Here is a 17,393-nt window from a genome sequence, read left to right as displayed (position 1 = left end):
GATTTAGATGACAAAAGCCTGTCCACTCCCATAACATAGTACCGTTCATCGAAGAAAACAGAGGCTTCTGCCATCCGGAACGACGCTTGTTGCCGGCTTGATCGATTAAGACGCACGGTGGTCGTGCGTTCATGTCCCTTTTGCCAGTATTAAGAGAAACGCCATGAGAGACCCCGCCGGAGTCCCCTACGAAGTTGCAGCGTTCTCGGAGCGCCTGACGTGGCCCTCATTCAAGCGTATGCCCCATATCATGGGGGCCCTTTTTGTCGCGCTGGCCTGCATCTACGCTCTTTCCCCCTATCTCGCGCTCTGGTCTCTCTCCTCGGCGCTGCGCAGCCACGACACAATCACTCTCTCACAGCATATCGACTGGAGCGCGCTAAGCACCAATCTAAAGGCCGAAGCGATTGGCGCTTTGATCGGGCCGCCGCCAGCAGCAGACGACCTCCCGGATTTCGGCTCGTCCTTTGCCAGCAATGCCGTCTCTCACGCCATTGATACGCGGCTGACACCGGAATTGCTGATGACCATGGCGTCGCAGATGGTCGACACCCCCCGAGCGGCTCCTGTTTCTAGTCTGAGACAGCTTTACGCCCGCCTATCGGCCCATTTTGTCTCGCCCTTGCGCTTTGAAGCCGGTCTGGTGACCGCGCCCGGCCAGAGACCGACGATCGTGCACATGAAGTTCGAACAATGGCGCTGGAAAATCACCGGCTTCGATATTCCGAAAGCCATCTGATTTCCCTGCGGTCAAATGCGCTGCCTCCTCAGAGCTTGCGGCGCGTGGACCCCAGACCAAACCGGTGCATCACTCTGGCAATAGTGTAAGGCAGTACCAGCACATTGCGTGACTTCGAGTGCAGGCAAAGCTGGAGCAGGCGCAAACGTACACGATCCTCAATGCGCAGACGCGTATGGCTGAACATGACGCCCACGAACTCATCAAACATGCCGATCAGTTCATCGCGATGCTGCGCCATTCTGATCTCATGCTCGTAACGCGCAAAATAGATCGACTTGAAGGCCTCTCCCGCAATCAGATTGCTGAACCGGGGAAAAAGAAGGTCGCGCACATAGATCGCACGCCGCTCGGGATCTGAGGCAAAAAGTCTGCATAATTTGTGGATGTACAACATCCGGCTGCGACTCATGCGAATGCTGTAGGACGTGCTGTTCTTGTTGATGCACCAGACCGTAACGGCCTGCGGAAAAAAGTAACTCGTGAAGCCGGCACGAAACAGCCTGAGGAAGAGATCGTCATCCTCATAACCCATGAATTGCTGATCGAACCCTCCGACCGCTTCAAACGCCTCGCGGCCAATGATCGACGCTGAAGGCAGGATATGCATATCGCGCTCGATCAGATCCTCGATCGAGTATTTCGGGTGTTTGCTGTGTCGGGTAACAATCGAGGTGGCGATGATATAGCCGTCTCCGTCCGCCTCCATCAAGTCGCCATAAGCCCAGCCGAAATGCGGGTCGTTCTTGGGAATATGCCCCAGAAGCAGCTCGATATGGTTCTTGAGAAAGAAGTCATCCTGATCGAGAAAACAGATAAAGGCTGCTTGCGTCAGAGACACGCCAAGATTACGGGCGCTCCCTTGTCCGCCGTTTTCCTTATGATGCACGCTCACATCATAGCGCGCAGCAATGGCCTGCAAGCGGGAAGATTCTTCTTCAGAAGACCCGTCATCGACGATAAGAAACTCGTCGGCCTTCACTGTCTGGGCCAGAACGCTGCGTATGGCGCGCTCTACGTAGCGGGCGCCATTATAGAACGGGATGATTACCGCAACGGTTTTGCGATCTTCTGCTGTTGCAGGTCGGGTCGGGGCCTTCGCCGGGGCCGCTCTGCCTGACGATTTTCTGGCAGAAACAGCCTTTGTGCCGGTTTTCGCGTCTGGGGCCTTGCTCATTAAGGCGTTCTCCCTGTTCACGCCGACCGCAATCCGGCGCTTTTTACAGCGCCGGAAGTCACGATTGCCATGACGGCGCCTCAGGCTGTTCCCTGCCAGCCCCATCCAGGCGTGGGGTGACGGGGAAAGCTCGCAGTTCAGACAGGCCGAAACGGGCATCTGCTGCATCGGCCTGCAACGGCTGGTACAGAAAGCGCCCCTTCAGCAACGGTCATCAGGCCGGGGGAAGATCTTCTTCAAGCACCGTGATGTGGATGGCGTAGGAGACCTCGCCCTCGTCATCATCGCGATGAACCGTACCAATGACCTCGTCATTGACAGCCAGTTCAACCGTGTGACCGGCGCGTGCCGGCGGGTTGACGGTCAGCTTGGGTGAGCCGAGCAGGCGACGCAGCGTCGTTTGCAGACGGGTCAGCTCTGAAGCAGGGATAGTGGCCATGATCACTCCTGGATTTTGAAAGCTGGAGCGATCTGTAGAGCATCCTGCCTCCCTGCGAAACCTCCTTTAGGATGCCTGCACTTTTCGCAAAAAATCGGCCATTCTGCTGCCATGATTCCTTCGCAGCCTTCGAGCTTCAGAAAGATTGCCTGTGGGAGAATCATGCTTCGCTTTCTGCTGGCCCTTGCTGCTCTCGTAGTGGCACCGATGGAAATCGCCTTCGCGGGGGCGGCCCCGTCGCATTTCAGTGCCGCCCTGTCGCGTCAGATCTCGAGCGATGGTCCGCGTGCTGTCGCTTGGCGACTGACGCTGGATCATAACTGGTCGCGTGTCGTCAGCGATGTTGCGACCAATGACCCGGCACTGAGTTCGGCGACGCTGCGTGCGCTGCTCGATTACACGCCCAAATATGAAAAAGCTTCCATGCAGCAGGCGCTGAGGGAGCGTCTGCAGAAAGACACGCTTGCGGGGCTTGCAGCCCTCTCCCCCGTTTCCCACAGCCCCTATTCGGGCCGGGCTATCTGCGGCGCAGGCGAAGCCCGCTGGAAGCACCAGCTTCAGCCCGCCCTGCTGGCGACACATGACATCGTCTATGCCCTGCAACGCGAGGATTGTCTCAGGGCGTTACGGTTACATTCCTGAGATTGAAACGATCTTTTAGAAAAGGCACAGAGAACTTCTTCAGTTTCGGGCTGTTTTTGTCATAAATTCGAAATCACGAATCTGTGACACTCTTCGCGTTGAGGAATTTCTTTGCCTTCCACCCTGCGTATCGCTTCAGGCGCCATTGCGCTTTTGAGCCTCTCCGGCTGCGGCTATTTCGACTCACGTGAAGCCCATCGGGCCCAGATCGCGATGATCGGCATGACATCGAACGATCTGCAGGCTTGTGCCGGCATTCCGAGTTCCACCAAGGTGCTCAACGATACGACGCAGATCTATCAATACACGTCGAAAATGAATCTGCCGACCGCGAGTGATTCAACCATCATTCCGGTTCAGCAGATCCTGAACATGACCCAGGTTACGCTGGGCGGTGCTGGCACGACCTGCACAGCCATCATTCGCCTCGATCATGAGCGCGTCTCTGAGGTGCATTATGCGGGCGATGACGATGAGATAATCGGGTCTGACGGCATCTGCTCGATCATTACCCGTGGCTGCGCCCGCCAGCCCGAGGCCAGCATGCGCAAGGTCAGCGGCGGGCCGTTTGGTCCGGTTTCCGCCTTCCATTCACCGCGTGCCCCCAATCAGAGCACCGCTGCCACCTATAACAAGCAATCCGCCGAGACGGTGCCCAATTATACCGACGACACCAAGCCGGTTATCGTCCCAAGGCCTTGAAAAGGGCGCCCGTAGCAATCTCCTGCTTCATGCGCGAGATTGCCACGGGCAGGCCCACAAACAGCGCCTCCCCGATCAGGAAATGTCCGATATTGAGCTCGCGCAGCCCGGGCAGTCCGGCGACACGCCCCACATTGGCGTAGGTCAGCCCGTGGCCGGCATGGAGCTCAAGCCCACGTGCCTGCGCAGCCTGAGCGCCATCATAGAGACGCGCGAGTTCCGTCTCGTCCGGGTTGTGCGCGTAGGCCCCTGTATGTAGCTCGACAACCTGCCCCCCGATACGCGCAGCCGCCTCGATCTGGGCAGGATCAGGGTCGATGAACAGGGAGACGCGGATACCAGCCTCTCTCAGACGGGCAATTTTTACCTGCAGATCGGCCTGCTGACCGACCACATCCAGCCCGCCTTCCGTCGTCACTTCCTCTCGGCGCTCAGGCACCAGACAGCAGGCATGTGGGCGAAGCGCGCAGGCTTTCGTCACCATCTCCTCCGTCGCCGCCATTTCGAAGTTCAGGGGCACTGAAAGCCCTTCGCGCAGCCGCGCCATATCCTCATCGCGAATATGCCGTCTGTCTTCACGTAGATGCGCCGTAATGCCATCGGCGCCATGACGTGCCGCCAAAAGGGCTGCTGCTACCGGGTCGGGATGGGTGCCACCACGCGCGTTACGCACGGTCGCGACATGATCGATATTCACACCCAGTCGGATCATGATGTCTTTCCCTTGTTCATGGCGCGCCGGGCGCCCAATTCGCGCGCCATACGCAGCGCCGCGAGCAAGCTGGCCGGATCGGCAACACCCTTGCCCGCGATCGAAAAAGCCGTGCCGTGATCGGGCGATGTGCGAATGATCGGCAGGCCGAGCGTCACATTCACCCCGGTCGCCATGTCCAGTGTCTTCAATGGAATCAGGGCCTGATCATGATACATGCACAGGGCGGCATCATAGAGAGGCCGCGCCAGATCGGTAAAAAGCGTGTCTGGTGGATAAGGGCCGGTCGCGTCGATCCCCTCATCACGCAGTACGTCGATTGCAGGCTGGATCATGTCGCGCTCTTCAAACCCCATGACGCCGCCCTCACCCGCATGAGGGTTGAGACCGGCCACGGCGATACGCGGCGCCTCCATGCCGAAATCGCGTTTCAGCGCAACAGCCAGTGCACGTCCTACCTGTACGATCCGCTCGCTCGAAAGGCTGTTCAGCGCCTCACGCAGGCTCACATGCACCGTAACCGGCACCACGCGCAGACGTGGCGAGGCAAGCATCATGATTTCCTCGCCCGGCACACCGCATAGCGATGCCAGAAACTCCGTATGGCCGGGAAAGCCGAAGCCCGCTTCCTTGAGCACGATCTTGCTGATGGGGTTGGTAACGACAGCCGATACCACCCCTGAAAGGGCAAGCTTCGTGGCTGTCTCAATCGAGGCGATAATCGCACCTGCCAGTGCCCCGTCCGGCTGACCTGGCACGACAGGAACCGGAAGGGTGATCGGCAGAACGGGAAGCGCTTCTGCAAACACAGCCGAAGCCTCATGGGCATTCTGCACGATCTGTACCGGCACATGCGGCGCAAGCAGGGCAGGATCACCGACCCAAAGAAAGGCCTCACCCTGCTCTCGCAGGGCTTTCCAAGCCAGAACCGTCAGTTCAGGGCCGATCCCGGCGGGATCGCCCATGGTGAGTGCAGGCAGCATGACGCCCCTCATACACGTCGAAACCGGAACTTACCGGCGGGAAAACGCGTCCAGAATTCTCACCCAGGAACGAATGCCCTTATGGAAGGATTCCACTCCATATTGCTCGTTGGGCGAGTGAATACGGTCGTCATCCTGCGCAAAACCGACCAGAAGCGAGTCCATATCGAGCGCCTCCTTCACCTCGGCCACGACCGGAATCGAACCGCCGCAGCCAATGGAAACGGCTGGCACCCCCCATTCCTCACCCAACGCATCGAGCGCAGTGCGCAGAAGAGGGCCATCTTCCGGCACAGCAAAGCCGGTCGATGCGCCATGCTCGGTGAAGCTCACCTTGGCATCAGCGGGCAGAACAGCGCGGATATGGGCACGAAAAGCGGCGCGAATGGCCTCGGGATCCTGCCCCGGCACAAGTCGGAACGACACCTTGGCCATGGCTTTGGCGGGAAGAACAGTCTTGAACCCGTCGCCCTCATAGCCGCCTGATATACCGTTGATCTCGTAGCTCGGGCGCGCCCAGATCTGCTCGATAGCTGTAAACCCGGCCTCGCCCGCAGGCTGCGACAACCCGACAGGAGCCAGCGTTGCGGAGTCATCCGGAAAGATCGCGCGCCACTGCGCCCGCACCGTGTCGGATGGCACAACGACATTGTCGTAGAACCCAGGCAGGGTCACATGGCCGGAATCGTCGCGTACGCTACCCAGCGCCTTGCAAAGCAGCTCGATGGGGTTGCGTGCTGCATTGCCGAACATGCCCGAATGCAGATCATGCGTTGCACAGACGATCTCGACCTCTTCCCCAACAAGGCCGCGCAGGCTCGTGGTGATGGCGGGCGTCTTGCGATCGGGCATGCCTGTATCACAGATCAGGGCCACATCGGCCTTGAGTTCCGTTGCATTGGCCTTGAGGAAAGGCATGAGATTGGCGCCGCCGCTCTCTTCTTCCCCCTCGATCAGGATAGAGACCCGGACGGGCAACGTGCCGTGCACGGCCTTCCAGGCCCGGCAGGCCTCAATGAAGGTCAGCAACTGGCCCTTGTCATCAGAGGCGCCGCGCGCCACGACAATTCTGCGACCATCGGCCTCGGTCGTGATCGACGGCTCGAACGGATCGCTCTTCCAGAGCGAAAGCGGATCGGTCGGCTGCACATCATAATGGCCATAAAACAGGACATGGAGCCCCTCTGCCGGGCTTTCATCATGCCCGACGACCATCGGGTGGCCAGGCGTTTCGCGCAGACTTGCTGCAAAACCGAGCGCCGTAAGTTCGTCACGCACCCATTCCGCTGCCTTGCGGCAGTCACCGGCATGTCTGGGCTGAGCCGAAATGCTGGGAATGCGCAGCAAGGCAAACAGCCGCTCGAGGCTCTTGTCGAGATCCTGATCGACCCGCGCCAGTACCGTTTCCGTGCTTTCAGTCACCCGCACTCTCCTTTACCACACTCTGCCCAACGAGACGGGCGAGGGTCCGGCGATAGACAGCCCTCATCCGGGCTGCCTGGCTCATTGCCGCCTCGGACGCCTGACGCCACGTCTCCTCACTCTGATAGAGACTGACGATCGCATCTGCAAACCGTCCGGCATCGCGTTCGACGTTCAGAGGCTCCTGCAGATTTCCTCCTTCTGCGACGCAGGGCAATCCGCAGGAAGCCGCCTCGATGCGTTGCAGCGCAATCTGACCGCTGCCTTCATCAGGCGCGATCAGGACACGACAGGTCGAGGCCAGTTCGGCAAAAGGCAGCTGCCCTGCCACGAGCGGTGCTATCTGCCGATAATGGGTCATCATCGACAGATCGAACGATTGCAGTGATCCATTGGCGACAATGAGCCTTACGGGCTCTGATAACCGCCCTTCAAGGCGCAGTAACACCTCACGCACGAACCATTTGAGAAAACTCTGCGTATATCCCGGCGCCGTAGCAGGCTGGGCCGCGAATAAAAGATCGTGCCTGTCCCCAAAGTCGCGCCCAATCGGGCTGCCTTCAGGCTGTACGGTAACCTCATCGCCGAGAATGGTCAGACCGACGAGCCCGGCCTCGCGCAGCAAAGCCGCCTGGCCGTCATTCTGGACCACGATATCCTGGCAGAACCAGGCATGGGCAAGCTCTTCGGCAAGAAGCTGCTCCTGCAAGGCGGGGTCATCGACAACAAGCTTCCTGCCGGGAATGTGCAGATCATTCTCGCGCTCGAAAGCCTCGACCTCGCGCAGATCAAGCGTCACCCGCTCTTCCGGCAGCAATCCCGCCTTGTCGCTCAGAAGCGGAAAGACCGTATTCAAGGTATGGCCACCACAGATCCAGATCCGGTCGAACCCGCGGACACGCTGCTCGATCAGGCTTCCAAGAGCGTCGACCGAGCCTGTGCGGAATTCGACGGATTCCGGCATCTCCTGCCTCAGGTACGACCGGGCCTCCCCCTCTTTCGTCAGAACAAAGAGTGTGACCTGAAGACCAAGGTCAACGAAGCTTTCGCTCAATGCCCTCAGCCGTAGCCTTTGCGACATCTTCTCTGGCGCACCATCACGGGTCAGCAGCAGAATACGATCGCCCCAACGCGACGAGCGATGCAGAATTTCGGCGTTCTGCGGCGCCTGAGGCAGATTGCCGCGCAGAATCTCGGCAAAATACCTGCGCAGAACCAGAGCCTCTCTTGCCGTGACCGAAGACAGGACGCCTTCACGATCAGGCAGGCGCACGACAAAAGACGGGTCGTAATAGAGACGCCCTGCCGGTGCCGCCTGACGCAGGCTCAACCCGAGTGCCGCCCAGATGGACTCTCGCTGGCGCAGAGTCTGCAATTCCGGGCGATGAGACGGCAGGTTGCGCAGCGCGTCAGTATAGCAGAGCAGCGCCCCCCCTCCGACCGTATCGCAGGGCCGAACGAAATCGACTTCAGGCGCAAACGCATCCTTGCCGGCACCATAGGCCGAACAACTGCCGTCACGCGCGACAGAAAGCCCTGCCTCGGCAACCCGCAGATCAAGACCAAGGCCCTGCGGCGCAACAGCAATTGCACCGTCCTGATCAAGGCGCGCCAATGCTGCATCCAGCGAGCCATAAAAAAGATGGCATCCGGCCTCGATCAGCAGCACACGCGCAGCAGCCAGCTGAGGCACGGCACGCTGCCATCCGTCCTGCAGGGAGTGAGACGCAAAGGTTACGCGCTCGACACCATAGGCATAACGTCCGATCTCGGCGGTTTCGTCCCTCGCGCCCCGATCGAGCAGGACGACCTGCATCGTTCCGCGATTACCCTCATGCAGCGACGCCAGAGTCTGCAGCACCGCGAGAAAGCTGGCCGCAGGCGAAATGAGGACACTCAGATCCGGTGTGCCGACATAACGGAAGTCGAGCGGCGAGCGTGACAGAAGCGGGATGAGGGTATCGGCGCGCAATGCCTGAAGATGGGCGAGCTGTCGAAGCGCGGGCTCGCTCTCTGATGGCACCTCAACAGGCGCCATCCCGTTTTTCACGAGGTCGATAAAGGCGTTGTCGCAGATGCTACGCCATGTTGGCACATATCCGTTGAGCACTGTGCATGGCAGGGAAATGCCATCTGCCGGGCTCCGCCCCTCAAACAGACCGTAACGGACAAAATGGTCATACCCGTTACGGAGTGAGCGGGCGCGCACCTGGTCGTTCACATCGGGATAGCGCTCAAGATATTCGCCTTCATTGAAAGCGGCATTGGGGCTGAAATGCGTTGGCGTTTCATTGGACAGATAATGATGAAGCGGCGACACATATTCACCGCTCTCGATCTTCGCCGCCACATCTTCATACTGCGCCAGATACCAGACCGGATCGAAATACCAGGAGCAACGCGACGTGTTGAGATCCTGCGAAAGGATCAGGCGCGTGAATTCCCCCATCTGGGGGTCGAATGGCAGGCGCTGCTGGAACAACTCCGCGCGCAGCATGTCCGGCACGAAGAAGGGCATGCTGACGCGTCGCTCAAGCTGCCCTTCTTCCAGATAATGATCGTAGCCGTTGCTGTATCCCATTTCCCGCACCAGGGCGGGCGTCAGGTCGGGATTGAGATGGAAATAGTCGCTTTCCGAAAAAAGCCAGTGACAGGAGCGTCCCCTGTGACCCGTCTCGCAGTAATGCTGGAAGCCGGACTCGAACACACCCATCCTGATGCCAGTCTCGACATCATGATTGACCCGCCGGTACCAGATTTCGTCGAAATACCGGTTCGGCGACTGCGCATAGCGCGCGCCGTCACGCTGCCAGAATTCAAAAAGACCGCGATCGTCAGGCAGGGCACCCATCATGTCGAGCACGGCCTGGCCGTAGCGTGCCCGATACCAGACAGGGTCGAAAACGGCCCAGAGCGGTGTACGGGTCTCGCGCTCTTCACCCGGTCCGAGCGCACTCAAGGTCTCTGATATCACGGTCATCTTACCGGCCTCGATGCGTCAGGACTTTGCCCGTCGGCTTTGCATAAGGGCGTTGAAATCGACGGGCTGGATATTGGCAACCGGAAAACCGGACTCGCGGATCAGGTTCAGAAGAAGATGACGCGCAGACGGGAAAAGCTGGCGTGGTGCCTCGACGAGCAGCAGCGTCTCGATCATGTCCTGACGGGCATTCTGCAGAGCGAAGAGACCCGAATAGGTCAGATCGATTTTATAGAGAATTTCAGGCTCGGGCATTTCCGGCATAGGCGGCGTGCGATAACCAATGCCCTGGATGACAAGGCTGACCTCGAAATTCGGCTGATCCTCGCCTAGTTGCCGGGCATTGACGTCGATACGCAGCCCCACATGGGGACGAGGAGGCAGATTATAGAACACCTCCGGAGCCCCGACAGAAGCAATGCTGGAGGATTTCAGGTATTGCGTGCCGGAGACGAGCAATGTTTCCAGTGCAACCCGATCCGAGCGGCCGGCCTTGCCCGTGTCTTCCTGTTCCGACATGAAATCTCGTTCCCTCGATATCTTTTCATAGCGATGCTTTCGGATCGAAAGCATACAGCGCCAATGCTTGTGTCATGACTTGCCGGACAAGACCAGCCAAAGCAGGCAAAACGACGATCACGCTCATCATTTAATACAGGGCGGTCATCAACCGTCAGAAACCGGCCCCACGCAGAAAACCCAGCGCAGGCAGAGGAGACCAGCTTTTGGGTATTTCGGCCCGCGCGATCTGCCTCAATTCATAGCGCAAAGGCGCCTTCTGCTCGGATACAAGGAAGTGTCTGTATTCATGCACCTGCCGACTACGCCAGGCACAATCGGCCTCGGCGGCCTCGTGGCTGGCATGTACATTGGCAATACGGCTGCGACGCCCCTGCCAGGCAATGACGGCCCAGAGCCGATCGGCATTGGGCAGAGGCGGTCGGAACATCAGAAGCTGCGACATGAGGGGCACGACCTCCCTGATCACGGGGCGGAAATGACCATGAACGGATCACGTCTCGGAACCCAGCGTCAAGAAAAAGCAACAAACCTTGCCGCTTATCGGAACCCGGGGTAAGGCGATACGATCAGTCTACGGCTCGAAATTCTTGCGCCGATAACCCGTTGAAGTGAGGTCTTTCCGATGGTGCGCTTACTCGTTATCGTCGTTTTTCTTGTCGTTCTCATTACCTTTGCTTTGAGCAACCCCGACCCGCAATCGCTTTGGGTGGTTTCCTATGGCTGGCAGTTTTCGGTCGGCATGCTGGTTCTTGGCGTCGGCGCTGCCAGCTTCCTTCTGGGCGGCTTCGTGATGTTCATCGGCGAGATCAAGCAGCGCTCACGCGCCAGAAAGGCCGAGCAGCAGGTGCGTGCGCTCGAAAGCCAGGTGCTTGACCTGCATCAGCGCATCGACCGCCTGACCGTGGCAACCGACCCCAGCCGTGCCCCCTATGAAGCCCCAGCCACGACGCCCGTTGCTCCCTGATTTTACTTTTCCATCACCACATCCGTTCAAGTAAGAGAGACCATGAAGCGCACCCGCCTGATCGCCGCCCTCGACACACAGGATCTCGACCAGGCACGTGACTGGGCAGAAAAACTCGACGGCACGGTCGATGCCATCAAGCTGGGTATGGAATTTACCTACGCACAGGGTCTCTCTGCCGTGCGCAGTGTAGCGGGCGAGCGCACGCTGTTTCTTGACCTCAAACTTCATGACATTCCCAATACGGTTGCCAAGGGCCTAACCAGCCTCGCGCCGATCGGTGCCTCCCTGCTGACCATCCACGCCAGCGGCGGCTCTGCCATGATCCGTGCGGCGCGTCAGGCGATTGACGCTGCCTATCCGCCCCTGCATCGCCCTATCCTTCTTGCCGTGACGGTACTCACGAGCATCGACGAAGCGGGGCTGCGCGAAATCGGTGTTCCCACGACGCCGCGCGAGCAGGTTGTGCGTCTCGGGCGCCTGGCCATGACCGCAGGCGCAGACGGATTGGTCTGTTCAGCCGAGGAAATTGCCCCGCTCCGCGACGCGCTTGGTGAAGCGCCTGTTCTGGTCGTGCCGGGCATACGCCCCGCAGGGTCTGACGCGAATGATCAGAAGCGCATCATGACCCCGCGCCAGGCCGCGCAGGCCGGCGCAGACTGGATTGTGGTCGGGCGTCCGATCACCCAGGCGGCCGATCCTGCTACGGCGGCTGCGGCCATTCAGGCAGAACTCGCCGCCGCATGAAGACTGGGGTCAAGATCTGTGGGCTGACTGATGGTGCGGGGCTGAAGGCAGCCTGCGACGCCACAGCCGACTGGATTGGCTTCGTGTTTTTCGAGCGGTCACCACGGTTTGTGACTCCAACAGACGCTGCAGAGCTGATCGCCTCGCACGAAGGCGCTCTCCCCAGGATTGTCGGTCTTTTCGTCAAGGCCAGTGATGCGCAGATTGCCGAAACGCTTGCGACGGTCAAACTCGATATCCTGCAGCTATACGACACGCCGGAGCGCGCGCGCGCTATCAAAGCCCGTTTCGGTCTGCCGGTATGGCTGTCCTGTGCTGTCGAAAGTCGGGATGATCTTCCGAAAGACGCGGATCTCGACGGTTATGTGATAGAGCCGCGCGCGCCCGGCAATGCATCACGCCCCGGCGGCAACGGGATCAGCCTCGACTGGGCCCTGCTCCGGAACTGGCACGCCCCCTTGCCCTGGATGCTTGCGGGTGGCCTGAACCCGGACAATATCGCCCAGGCGATCGCCGCCAGCCACGCCCCTGCTGTGGATGTTTCGTCAGGCGTGGAAACGGCGCCGGGATGCAAATCTCCCGCCATGATCCGAAACTTCATCAAAAATGCCAGAAGCACTTGCGCGCCAGACAGAAACTGATATGGTCCGCCCGCGCTGGAGAGATGGCCGAGCGGCTTAAGGCGCACGCTTGGAAAGCGTGTGTACGTTAATAGCGTACCGTGGGTTCGAATCCCACTCTCTCCGCCAGTGCCTTTACAGTAAAAATTTTAGGTTCCCACTTTGTGGCACATCTCAGTGCTACCCTAGGGACCTCAGATTTTGCAGGCTCCCGGCATGATTAGACGGCATCACATATGGTATGTCCGCATTCGTGTCTCGGCTAACCAATGCCAGATTCCAGAAGAAAATATTCAATTTTTACAAAAATTACGTGTGTATAATAATCTTCTTTTTGTACTGATTAATATATGTTGGGGAAGATTTACTTCCCTGCTTTGGTCTCACTGAAGATTCAGAACGGTGGTTCCAAGCCCTGTAGCGCAACAATTCGGGTCACTGTCTTTTTTGAAATGGTAAGTGACCTTCACTTTTGATGCAGACAAGAATTTTACATCCTTATCTTCTGGTGCTGGAGCATCTGCATAAGGCTTCTGGAAGACCTTCACCAGCTTCCAGCCACCATAGTCCTTGAATTCCGCATACTGTCCAAGGTGAACAGTACCTTCTGTTGGAAAGCCAAAGACCCATGCAACAGCAGTAGTCTTGTCGGGGCCATAAAAGACCCTGTAATTCATTTCCCTGCCCTGACAACTTCCACCAGGGCTATCACACGGGATAATCTTACCCGCATCAATAGCGCTCTTCACGGCCCTATCCGCTGGACTATTGGTATCACCAGGAAGTGAGCCGGCAAAAGCCATAGCTGGCATAAGAGAAATAGTAAAAATAGCGAGGATTTTTCTCATTTTCGAATACCTCTGATTTTGCTCAAAGATTGCCCTGAAGCTTGTGTGCAGAATTGTTTCGAAGTCAATGTGCGGCACCTCATTGCGAACATCCCATCCCTCGCCTGCTTTCTCGCCACGGGGATGCTCACGGCCACGCTCTCCCATCTCCTCACAGGCAGCACACGACCATGAAGCTCATTCATTTGGCCAGCTTCGCCTGTGGCACGATTTTCAGCCTGGAACTTATTGAAGGGAAAATGATCGATCCGGCTTCTGTGGCGGCATTTCTGGATCTCCGAGGCGAGTGGAAACCCGCACTCGTTTTTGTTCTCGCTGGCGCGTTTGCTATGGCATTAGGCGGCGTTCAGATAAGCCGTTACATGAGGCGCCCCTTGCTGGATGCGCCGTTCCAGTTTCCGACGACAAAAACGATCGATCGCAACCTCATCATCGGCAGCATGCTGTTCGGACTGGGCTTGGGGTCTGGTCGGTTTCTGCCCCGGCCCTGCTGTCGCAGCCCTTCTGACAGGTAACGCGAAAGGGCTCGTTTTCCTGGCAGCGCTCCTTGCGGGAATGGCCGCATTTTCCCGATGGTCGCGACGGAGATGAGCACGACGCAACACATCGCTGCTTTCATAGCACGCCAGGACAAGAGCGCGGGTAGGCAAGGCGCATTTGCGCCTGAGAAGCTTTCTACAACAGCGCGATTGATTGTCTGCACGTAGAAAGCGGGGATACGATCATGCCCCCGCTTCCCCGCAAACCCAGTTACCTGTGGCCCCGCCAGGCCTGCGGGCTGGCGGGCTCTGTCTCAGCACATGGTTTAGCTGATAGTGAAATCAGACACCTTCAGATCGGTTACACCCAGGAATGTAATCTTGGCCGTACCATCAATCATGACCGACGTATTACCGCCAGACACGGTAGCAGTATTCAGAATATTCTGGGCCGCGGCGTCGCTGCTGGAAGGCTTGTAATTATACAGGAAGAACTTGTTATCTGCTGCCCGGAAGTCAGTGATCGTGAAACTGCCTGCCGTATGGTTGGCCAGCATACCAAACATATTGCCTGCGCCCGATCCACCAGTCACCGTTGCGGCAACCGTTGAGGACGAAACCCCCGTAAAGGCCGTTCCGAAATAGAACTGATCCGAAGCCGTTCCGCCAAGAACAGTCTGCTGGCCTGCGCCAGTCCAGGCAGAAAGCCCCCCTGCAACATTGCGCCCGTCGATCATCTGGTTGCCGGTTGTATAAGGCTGGTTCGCCGTGAAAAGCAGACGAGAAGCCGAGCTGAGGGTAGCCACCAATCCATCTGCGCCGAAAATCGTGCCGCTGCCCGCAGCAATCGAGGTCTGGCCCGTACCCGAGATGAAAGTCAGTGCCCCAGAGACGCTGATATTCTGATTGCTACCATGAACGACCTGCAGATTACCTGCAGCCGAGATGGTGTCGCCCTGCGTACCCGTCACCGTTGCCGAGCCGGAGCTCACATTCACGACTGACGACGTTCCGCCATAAACCGAACTGTTATCGCCAATTGTGATGTTATTGCCCGAAGAGAAATCCATGACAGCAGCATTGGTCTTCAGATTGGCAACCGAATTGCCTCCCTGCAGGGAGACTGTATCAATCGCGCCAGCTGCGCCGTAAATGGTGTCCGTGCCAACAGAGGTGACGAAGTTATTCGATCCACCGAGATAGATCACGTTGTTACCGGTGCCGCCCGTGATCGTATTGGTCCCGCTCGCACCGTAAATCGTATCGTTGCCTGAGCTCGTGGCGATGTTCCAGTTGCCAGTCGAGTTGGAGGCATTGAAGACGTTATTGCCCTGCGTACCTGCGTAGCTGCCTGAGCTGTTGCCCACCTTCACGGTCGAGCCATACTGATCAGCTGCAACGATATTCAGATAGCTGGCTGTGTTCTGGGTCGTATCGAGCGTGACCGCACCACCAAGTGTATTGCTGCTCGTCGAGGCAATCACGATATTCGAGTAGTTTCCGGAAACCCCGTAAGAGCCAGCCGTGTCCACGATCGCCTGAGACGCTTTCTGGGAAGACACGAAGCTGTTCGAACCCGTCGTCAGGATGGAATTGTCGAGAGACCCGGCAGCGATCAGTGACTGCAGGCTGGATGCATAGCTCTTGGCCATCGCACCGGCAGTATCCGAGGTCACATAGGGAACATAGACAGTGTTGTTGACACCTTTGACGACGAGATTGGGCATGCTGACCTCTGATTTTGTTGCTGTTGTGGTGCTGCCGGTGCCTTCTTCCGGCGTCATCGAGACGATGGGGGCGGTATTCGACTGATCGGCATAGCTGACCGTCTTCGAGGTATCGTAGGTAATGGTCGGGTCTTCGACGTTGTAATTTCCGGTCACGTCGGTCGAGAGACCGGTACCCGTTGACTCGACGCCGATATAGGTTCCACTCAGATACCAGTTACTCAGGTCCTGCAACTGGCTCGCCAGGCTGGGATATAAACCCACCATTGCCTTGATGGCTGCCATCAAACCCTGGTTCAGATCGATTGTGGTCTGGTACATGACCCCGTTATTGGAGGGATCATTGGGATTGATATAGGCTGCCTGCGAGCCCGAGACATTATAGATTGAACCACCGAGAGACTTGGGCAGGCTGACATAGGTCTGCGGAACACCCTTGTAATCGACGGTCTCAAACTGCAGGAACAGCCCGAAATTCATTGTCGCGCTATGAAAATTAATCGTGAAATTGATACCAGCCTGATAGGTACCGGTCGTGCCTGAGTAGTTGCTGATACCCTGATTGAAAGTCGCGGTCAGCTGGTGATTGAAAGAGTATTGCCCGTCTACCGCCTTTACGGCCGAAAGCTGAACATCCAGCAGCTTCCCACCCTGTGCAGCGAGCTGATAGATGTAATGCCCATTATCCGGGTCACGAAATACGTTATAGCTCGTCTTGCCAGCTACCGAGGTGGAAGAGCCCTGGGTCCAGTGACCGACAGAATAACCGAAATTGTCGTCCCATACCTGGCTGTCGTCCCCGGCAGACGGATCAAGTGCCGTTGCACCGTTCCACTGGATAATAGCCCAGTCAGGCGAACTCCCCCCATCAAGATCGGACAATTCGTCATTATAAACGATGGCACCATTCACGACCTGCTGAGTATTCATGATAAGATTGGGGCCGTCTACACTAGGGTCAGTATAGACATCAGTCAGTGTCTGTTGGTTACTGGTGCTCATCGTTAATCCGACTTTCTATCAGCTATATGTGACATACACGCTTCAAACTCACGCTAGTTTGCTATTTGTGTCTTTAAAATACCTTAATTTGCAAACAAAATGATCACTGGAATGTGATGATAATTTACATGCCAATACAACAACGATATTTCAAAGATTTCTCAATACTATCTTGTATAGAAATAAGAGATTAAAGAGAAATTTCGAAAAAAACCTCACGCAAAAATGAATTTTGCGATTTTATTATGTATACCGCAGCCATAGTTGTCAAACTTCGTCAACAAATATCCCAACAACCGTCATCTGTAATAAACGATATGTGCTTTATCGACGACTATTTCGGATAACGCTCCGCCTCGGTCCTCATTTGCGGTGATTTCGACTAATTTTTAAATATTGATGAATGGTGACAAATAGGAAATTTTCGAAACTTTTTGAGGCGATTCGAAACGCTTCTTGCGCGTGGGGAGCCCCTCCGTCCTCAAAATGATATTTCTGCCGTCGGGAAATACGGAGTCCCGCCAGCGTCGGCTCGCGATCCCGCCCTCTTTCAGAAATATTTTGTCATAGTTCTGTTGCGATTCTGGAGACTTAGGTTACCTGCCAACCATAAGACCCGGCCAGCTCAGGAACGTTATCTGCACTACGCTGGCATCATCCTGGGTGATTTGAATATTGCCACCTTAAG

The 17,393-nt window shown here is 57.3% G+C and carries 18 protein-coding genes and 1 tRNA gene; 9 read left to right on the top strand and 10 right to left on the bottom strand.

Going from position 1 to position 17,393, the window contains the following annotated elements:
* Positions 1–163: 163 nt before the first annotated feature.
* Positions 164–739, top strand: coding sequence for a DUF2939 domain-containing protein (locus AAID99_RS12950; RefSeq protein WP_498494078.1), 576 nt, complete (start codon positions 164–166; stop codon positions 737–739).
* A gap of 28 nt (positions 740–767) precedes the next feature.
* On the opposite strand, the gene AAID99_RS12945 is transcribed toward AAID99_RS12950, so the two are convergent.
* Both AAID99_RS12945 and AAID99_RS12940 read right to left on the bottom strand, forming a co-directional pair.
* Positions 768–1,916: a glycosyltransferase family 2 protein gene (locus tag AAID99_RS12945; RefSeq protein ID WP_188427521.1), complete on the bottom strand. Its 1,149-nt coding sequence runs from the start codon at positions 1,914–1,916 to the stop codon at positions 768–770.
* A gap of 214 nt (positions 1,917–2,130) precedes the next feature.
* On the bottom strand, positions 2,131–2,355 hold the full coding sequence (locus AAID99_RS12940; RefSeq protein WP_188427520.1) for a DUF3126 family protein: 225 nt from the start codon (positions 2,353–2,355) through the stop codon (positions 2,131–2,133).
* Between the two features lie 162 nt (positions 2,356–2,517).
* On the opposite strand from AAID99_RS12940, the gene AAID99_RS12935 reads away from it, so the two are divergent.
* The gene (locus AAID99_RS12935; protein WP_188427519.1) at positions 2,518–2,997 is read left to right on the top strand and encodes a hypothetical protein; all 480 of its coding nucleotides are present in this window, start codon (positions 2,518–2,520) and stop codon (positions 2,995–2,997) included.
* A gap of 111 nt (positions 2,998–3,108) precedes the next feature.
* The gene (locus AAID99_RS12930; protein WP_188427518.1) at positions 3,109–3,699 is read left to right on the top strand and encodes a hypothetical protein; all 591 of its coding nucleotides are present in this window, start codon (positions 3,109–3,111) and stop codon (positions 3,697–3,699) included.
* Here AAID99_RS12930 and AAID99_RS12925 read toward each other — a convergent pair.
* From AAID99_RS12925 to AAID99_RS12900, 6 genes are all read right to left on the bottom strand, one after another.
* Positions 3,680–4,411 carry a pyridoxine 5'-phosphate synthase gene (locus AAID99_RS12925; RefSeq protein WP_188427517.1) on the bottom strand — a complete coding sequence of 244 codons (732 nt, stop codon included), beginning with the start codon at positions 4,409–4,411 and terminating at the stop codon, positions 3,680–3,682. The two genes, AAID99_RS12930 and AAID99_RS12925, sit on opposite strands and share 20 nt — an antisense overlap.
* Positions 4,408–5,391 (bottom strand): 4-hydroxythreonine-4-phosphate dehydrogenase PdxA, encoded by a 984-nt coding sequence (gene pdxA / locus AAID99_RS12920; RefSeq protein ID WP_498494302.1) that lies wholly within the window; start codon positions 5,389–5,391, stop codon positions 4,408–4,410. Before pdxA ends, AAID99_RS12925 begins: the two co-directional genes overlap by 4 nt.
* Before the next feature lie 33 nt (positions 5,392–5,424).
* Positions 5,425–6,816: a M20/M25/M40 family metallo-hydrolase gene (locus tag AAID99_RS12915; RefSeq protein ID WP_371869893.1), complete on the bottom strand. Its 1,392-nt coding sequence runs from the start codon at positions 6,814–6,816 to the stop codon at positions 5,425–5,427.
* Positions 6,809–9,796, bottom strand: coding sequence for a glycosyltransferase family protein (locus AAID99_RS12910; protein ID WP_188427515.1), 2,988 nt, complete (start codon positions 9,794–9,796; stop codon positions 6,809–6,811). Before AAID99_RS12910 ends, AAID99_RS12915 begins: the two co-directional genes overlap by 8 nt.
* An 18-nt stretch (positions 9,797–9,814) precedes the next feature.
* Positions 9,815–10,315, bottom strand: coding sequence for a protein-export chaperone SecB (locus AAID99_RS12905; protein WP_188427514.1), 501 nt, complete (start codon positions 10,313–10,315; stop codon positions 9,815–9,817).
* Between the two features lie 154 nt (positions 10,316–10,469).
* Positions 10,470–10,760, bottom strand: a complete 291-nt coding sequence (locus tag AAID99_RS12900; RefSeq protein WP_188427513.1) for a hypothetical protein — start codon at positions 10,758–10,760, stop codon at positions 10,470–10,472.
* 180 nt (positions 10,761–10,940) lie between these two features.
* Between AAID99_RS12900 and AAID99_RS12895 the strand changes: the two genes are divergently transcribed.
* The 4 genes from AAID99_RS12895 to AAID99_RS12880 all read left to right on the top strand — a co-directional run bounded on the left by AAID99_RS12895 (position 10,941) and on the right by AAID99_RS12880 (position 12,778).
* Positions 10,941–11,282, top strand: a complete 342-nt coding sequence (locus AAID99_RS12895; protein ID WP_188427512.1) for a LapA family protein — start codon at positions 10,941–10,943, stop codon at positions 11,280–11,282.
* Positions 11,283–11,324: 42 nt separating this feature from the next.
* Entirely contained in the window at positions 11,325–12,029 is a 705-nt protein-coding gene (gene pyrF, locus AAID99_RS12890) for an orotidine-5'-phosphate decarboxylase (RefSeq protein ID WP_188427511.1), read from the top strand.
* Positions 12,026–12,670 (top strand): phosphoribosylanthranilate isomerase, encoded by a 645-nt coding sequence (locus AAID99_RS12885; protein WP_188427510.1) that lies wholly within the window; start codon positions 12,026–12,028, stop codon positions 12,668–12,670. The genes pyrF and AAID99_RS12885 overlap by 4 nt, the downstream gene beginning before the upstream one ends.
* A 17-nt stretch (positions 12,671–12,687) precedes the next feature.
* Positions 12,688–12,778: transfer RNA gene (locus tag AAID99_RS12880), tRNA-Ser, on the top strand.
* A 254-nt stretch (positions 12,779–13,032) separates the two neighbouring features.
* Here the strand turns inward: AAID99_RS12880 and AAID99_RS12875 are convergent.
* The gene (locus AAID99_RS12875; RefSeq protein ID WP_188427482.1) at positions 13,033–13,644 is read right to left on the bottom strand and encodes a hypothetical protein; all 612 of its coding nucleotides are present in this window, start codon (positions 13,642–13,644) and stop codon (positions 13,033–13,035) included.
* A 38-nt stretch (positions 13,645–13,682) separates the two neighbouring features.
* Here AAID99_RS12875 and AAID99_RS12870 point away from each other — a divergent pair, with 38 nt between their 5' ends.
* Both AAID99_RS12870 and AAID99_RS12865 read left to right on the top strand, forming a co-directional pair.
* Positions 13,683–14,012 (top strand): DUF6691 family protein, encoded by a 330-nt coding sequence (locus AAID99_RS12870; protein WP_188427481.1) that lies wholly within the window; start codon positions 13,683–13,685, stop codon positions 14,010–14,012.
* On the top strand, positions 13,963–14,088 hold the full coding sequence (locus AAID99_RS12865; RefSeq protein ID WP_371869892.1) for a DUF6691 family protein: 126 nt from the start codon (positions 13,963–13,965) through the stop codon (positions 14,086–14,088). The genes AAID99_RS12870 and AAID99_RS12865 overlap by 50 nt, the downstream gene beginning before the upstream one ends.
* 214 nt (positions 14,089–14,302) lie before the next feature.
* On the opposite strand, the gene AAID99_RS12860 is transcribed toward AAID99_RS12865, so the two are convergent.
* Complete coding sequence (locus AAID99_RS12860) at positions 14,303–16,633, bottom strand: beta strand repeat-containing protein (RefSeq protein WP_188427480.1); 2,331 nt, start codon at positions 16,631–16,633, stop codon at positions 14,303–14,305.
* Positions 16,634–17,393: the final 760 nt, after the last annotated feature.

The organism is Asaia sp. Ae19-3, from assembly GCF_059801175.1.
This window is presented reverse-complemented; position numbering and strand designations above follow the sequence as displayed.

What these genes read in the sequence shown, in the direction of transcription:
- AAID99_RS12910 (WP_188427515.1), bottom strand. Translation starts at nt 9,796, where the DNA reads ATGACCGTGATATCAGAGACCTTGAGTGCGCTCGGACCGGGTGAAGAG.
- AAID99_RS12900 (WP_188427513.1), bottom strand. Translation starts at nt 10,760, where the DNA reads ATGTCGCAGCTTCTGATGTTCCGACCGCCTCTGCCCAATGCCGATCGG.
- AAID99_RS12945 (WP_188427521.1), bottom strand. Translation starts at nt 1,916, where the DNA reads ATGAGCAAGGCCCCAGACGCGAAAACCGGCACAAAGGCTGTTTCTGCC.
- AAID99_RS12860 (WP_188427480.1), bottom strand. Translation starts at nt 16,633, where the DNA reads ATGAATACTCAGCAGGTCGTGAATGGTGCCATCGTTTATAATGACGAA.
- AAID99_RS12885 (WP_188427510.1), top strand. Translation starts at nt 12,026, where the DNA reads ATGAAGACTGGGGTCAAGATCTGTGGGCTGACTGATGGTGCGGGGCTG.
- AAID99_RS12925 (WP_188427517.1), bottom strand. Translation starts at nt 4,411, where the DNA reads ATGATCCGACTGGGTGTGAATATCGATCATGTCGCGACCGTGCGTAAC.
- AAID99_RS12935 (WP_188427519.1), top strand. Translation starts at nt 2,518, where the DNA reads ATGCTTCGCTTTCTGCTGGCCCTTGCTGCTCTCGTAGTGGCACCGATG.
- AAID99_RS12895 (WP_188427512.1), top strand. Translation starts at nt 10,941, where the DNA reads ATGGTGCGCTTACTCGTTATCGTCGTTTTTCTTGTCGTTCTCATTACC.
- AAID99_RS12905 (WP_188427514.1), bottom strand. Translation starts at nt 10,315, where the DNA reads ATGTCGGAACAGGAAGACACGGGCAAGGCCGGCCGCTCGGATCGGGTT.
- AAID99_RS12950 (WP_498494078.1), top strand. Translation starts at nt 164, where the DNA reads ATGAGAGACCCCGCCGGAGTCCCCTACGAAGTTGCAGCGTTCTCGGAG.
- AAID99_RS12875 (WP_188427482.1), bottom strand. Translation starts at nt 13,644, where the DNA reads ATGGGAGAGCGTGGCCGTGAGCATCCCCGTGGCGAGAAAGCAGGCGAG.
- pyrF (WP_188427511.1), top strand. Translation starts at nt 11,325, where the DNA reads ATGAAGCGCACCCGCCTGATCGCCGCCCTCGACACACAGGATCTCGAC.
- AAID99_RS12940 (WP_188427520.1), bottom strand. Translation starts at nt 2,355, where the DNA reads ATGGCCACTATCCCTGCTTCAGAGCTGACCCGTCTGCAAACGACGCTG.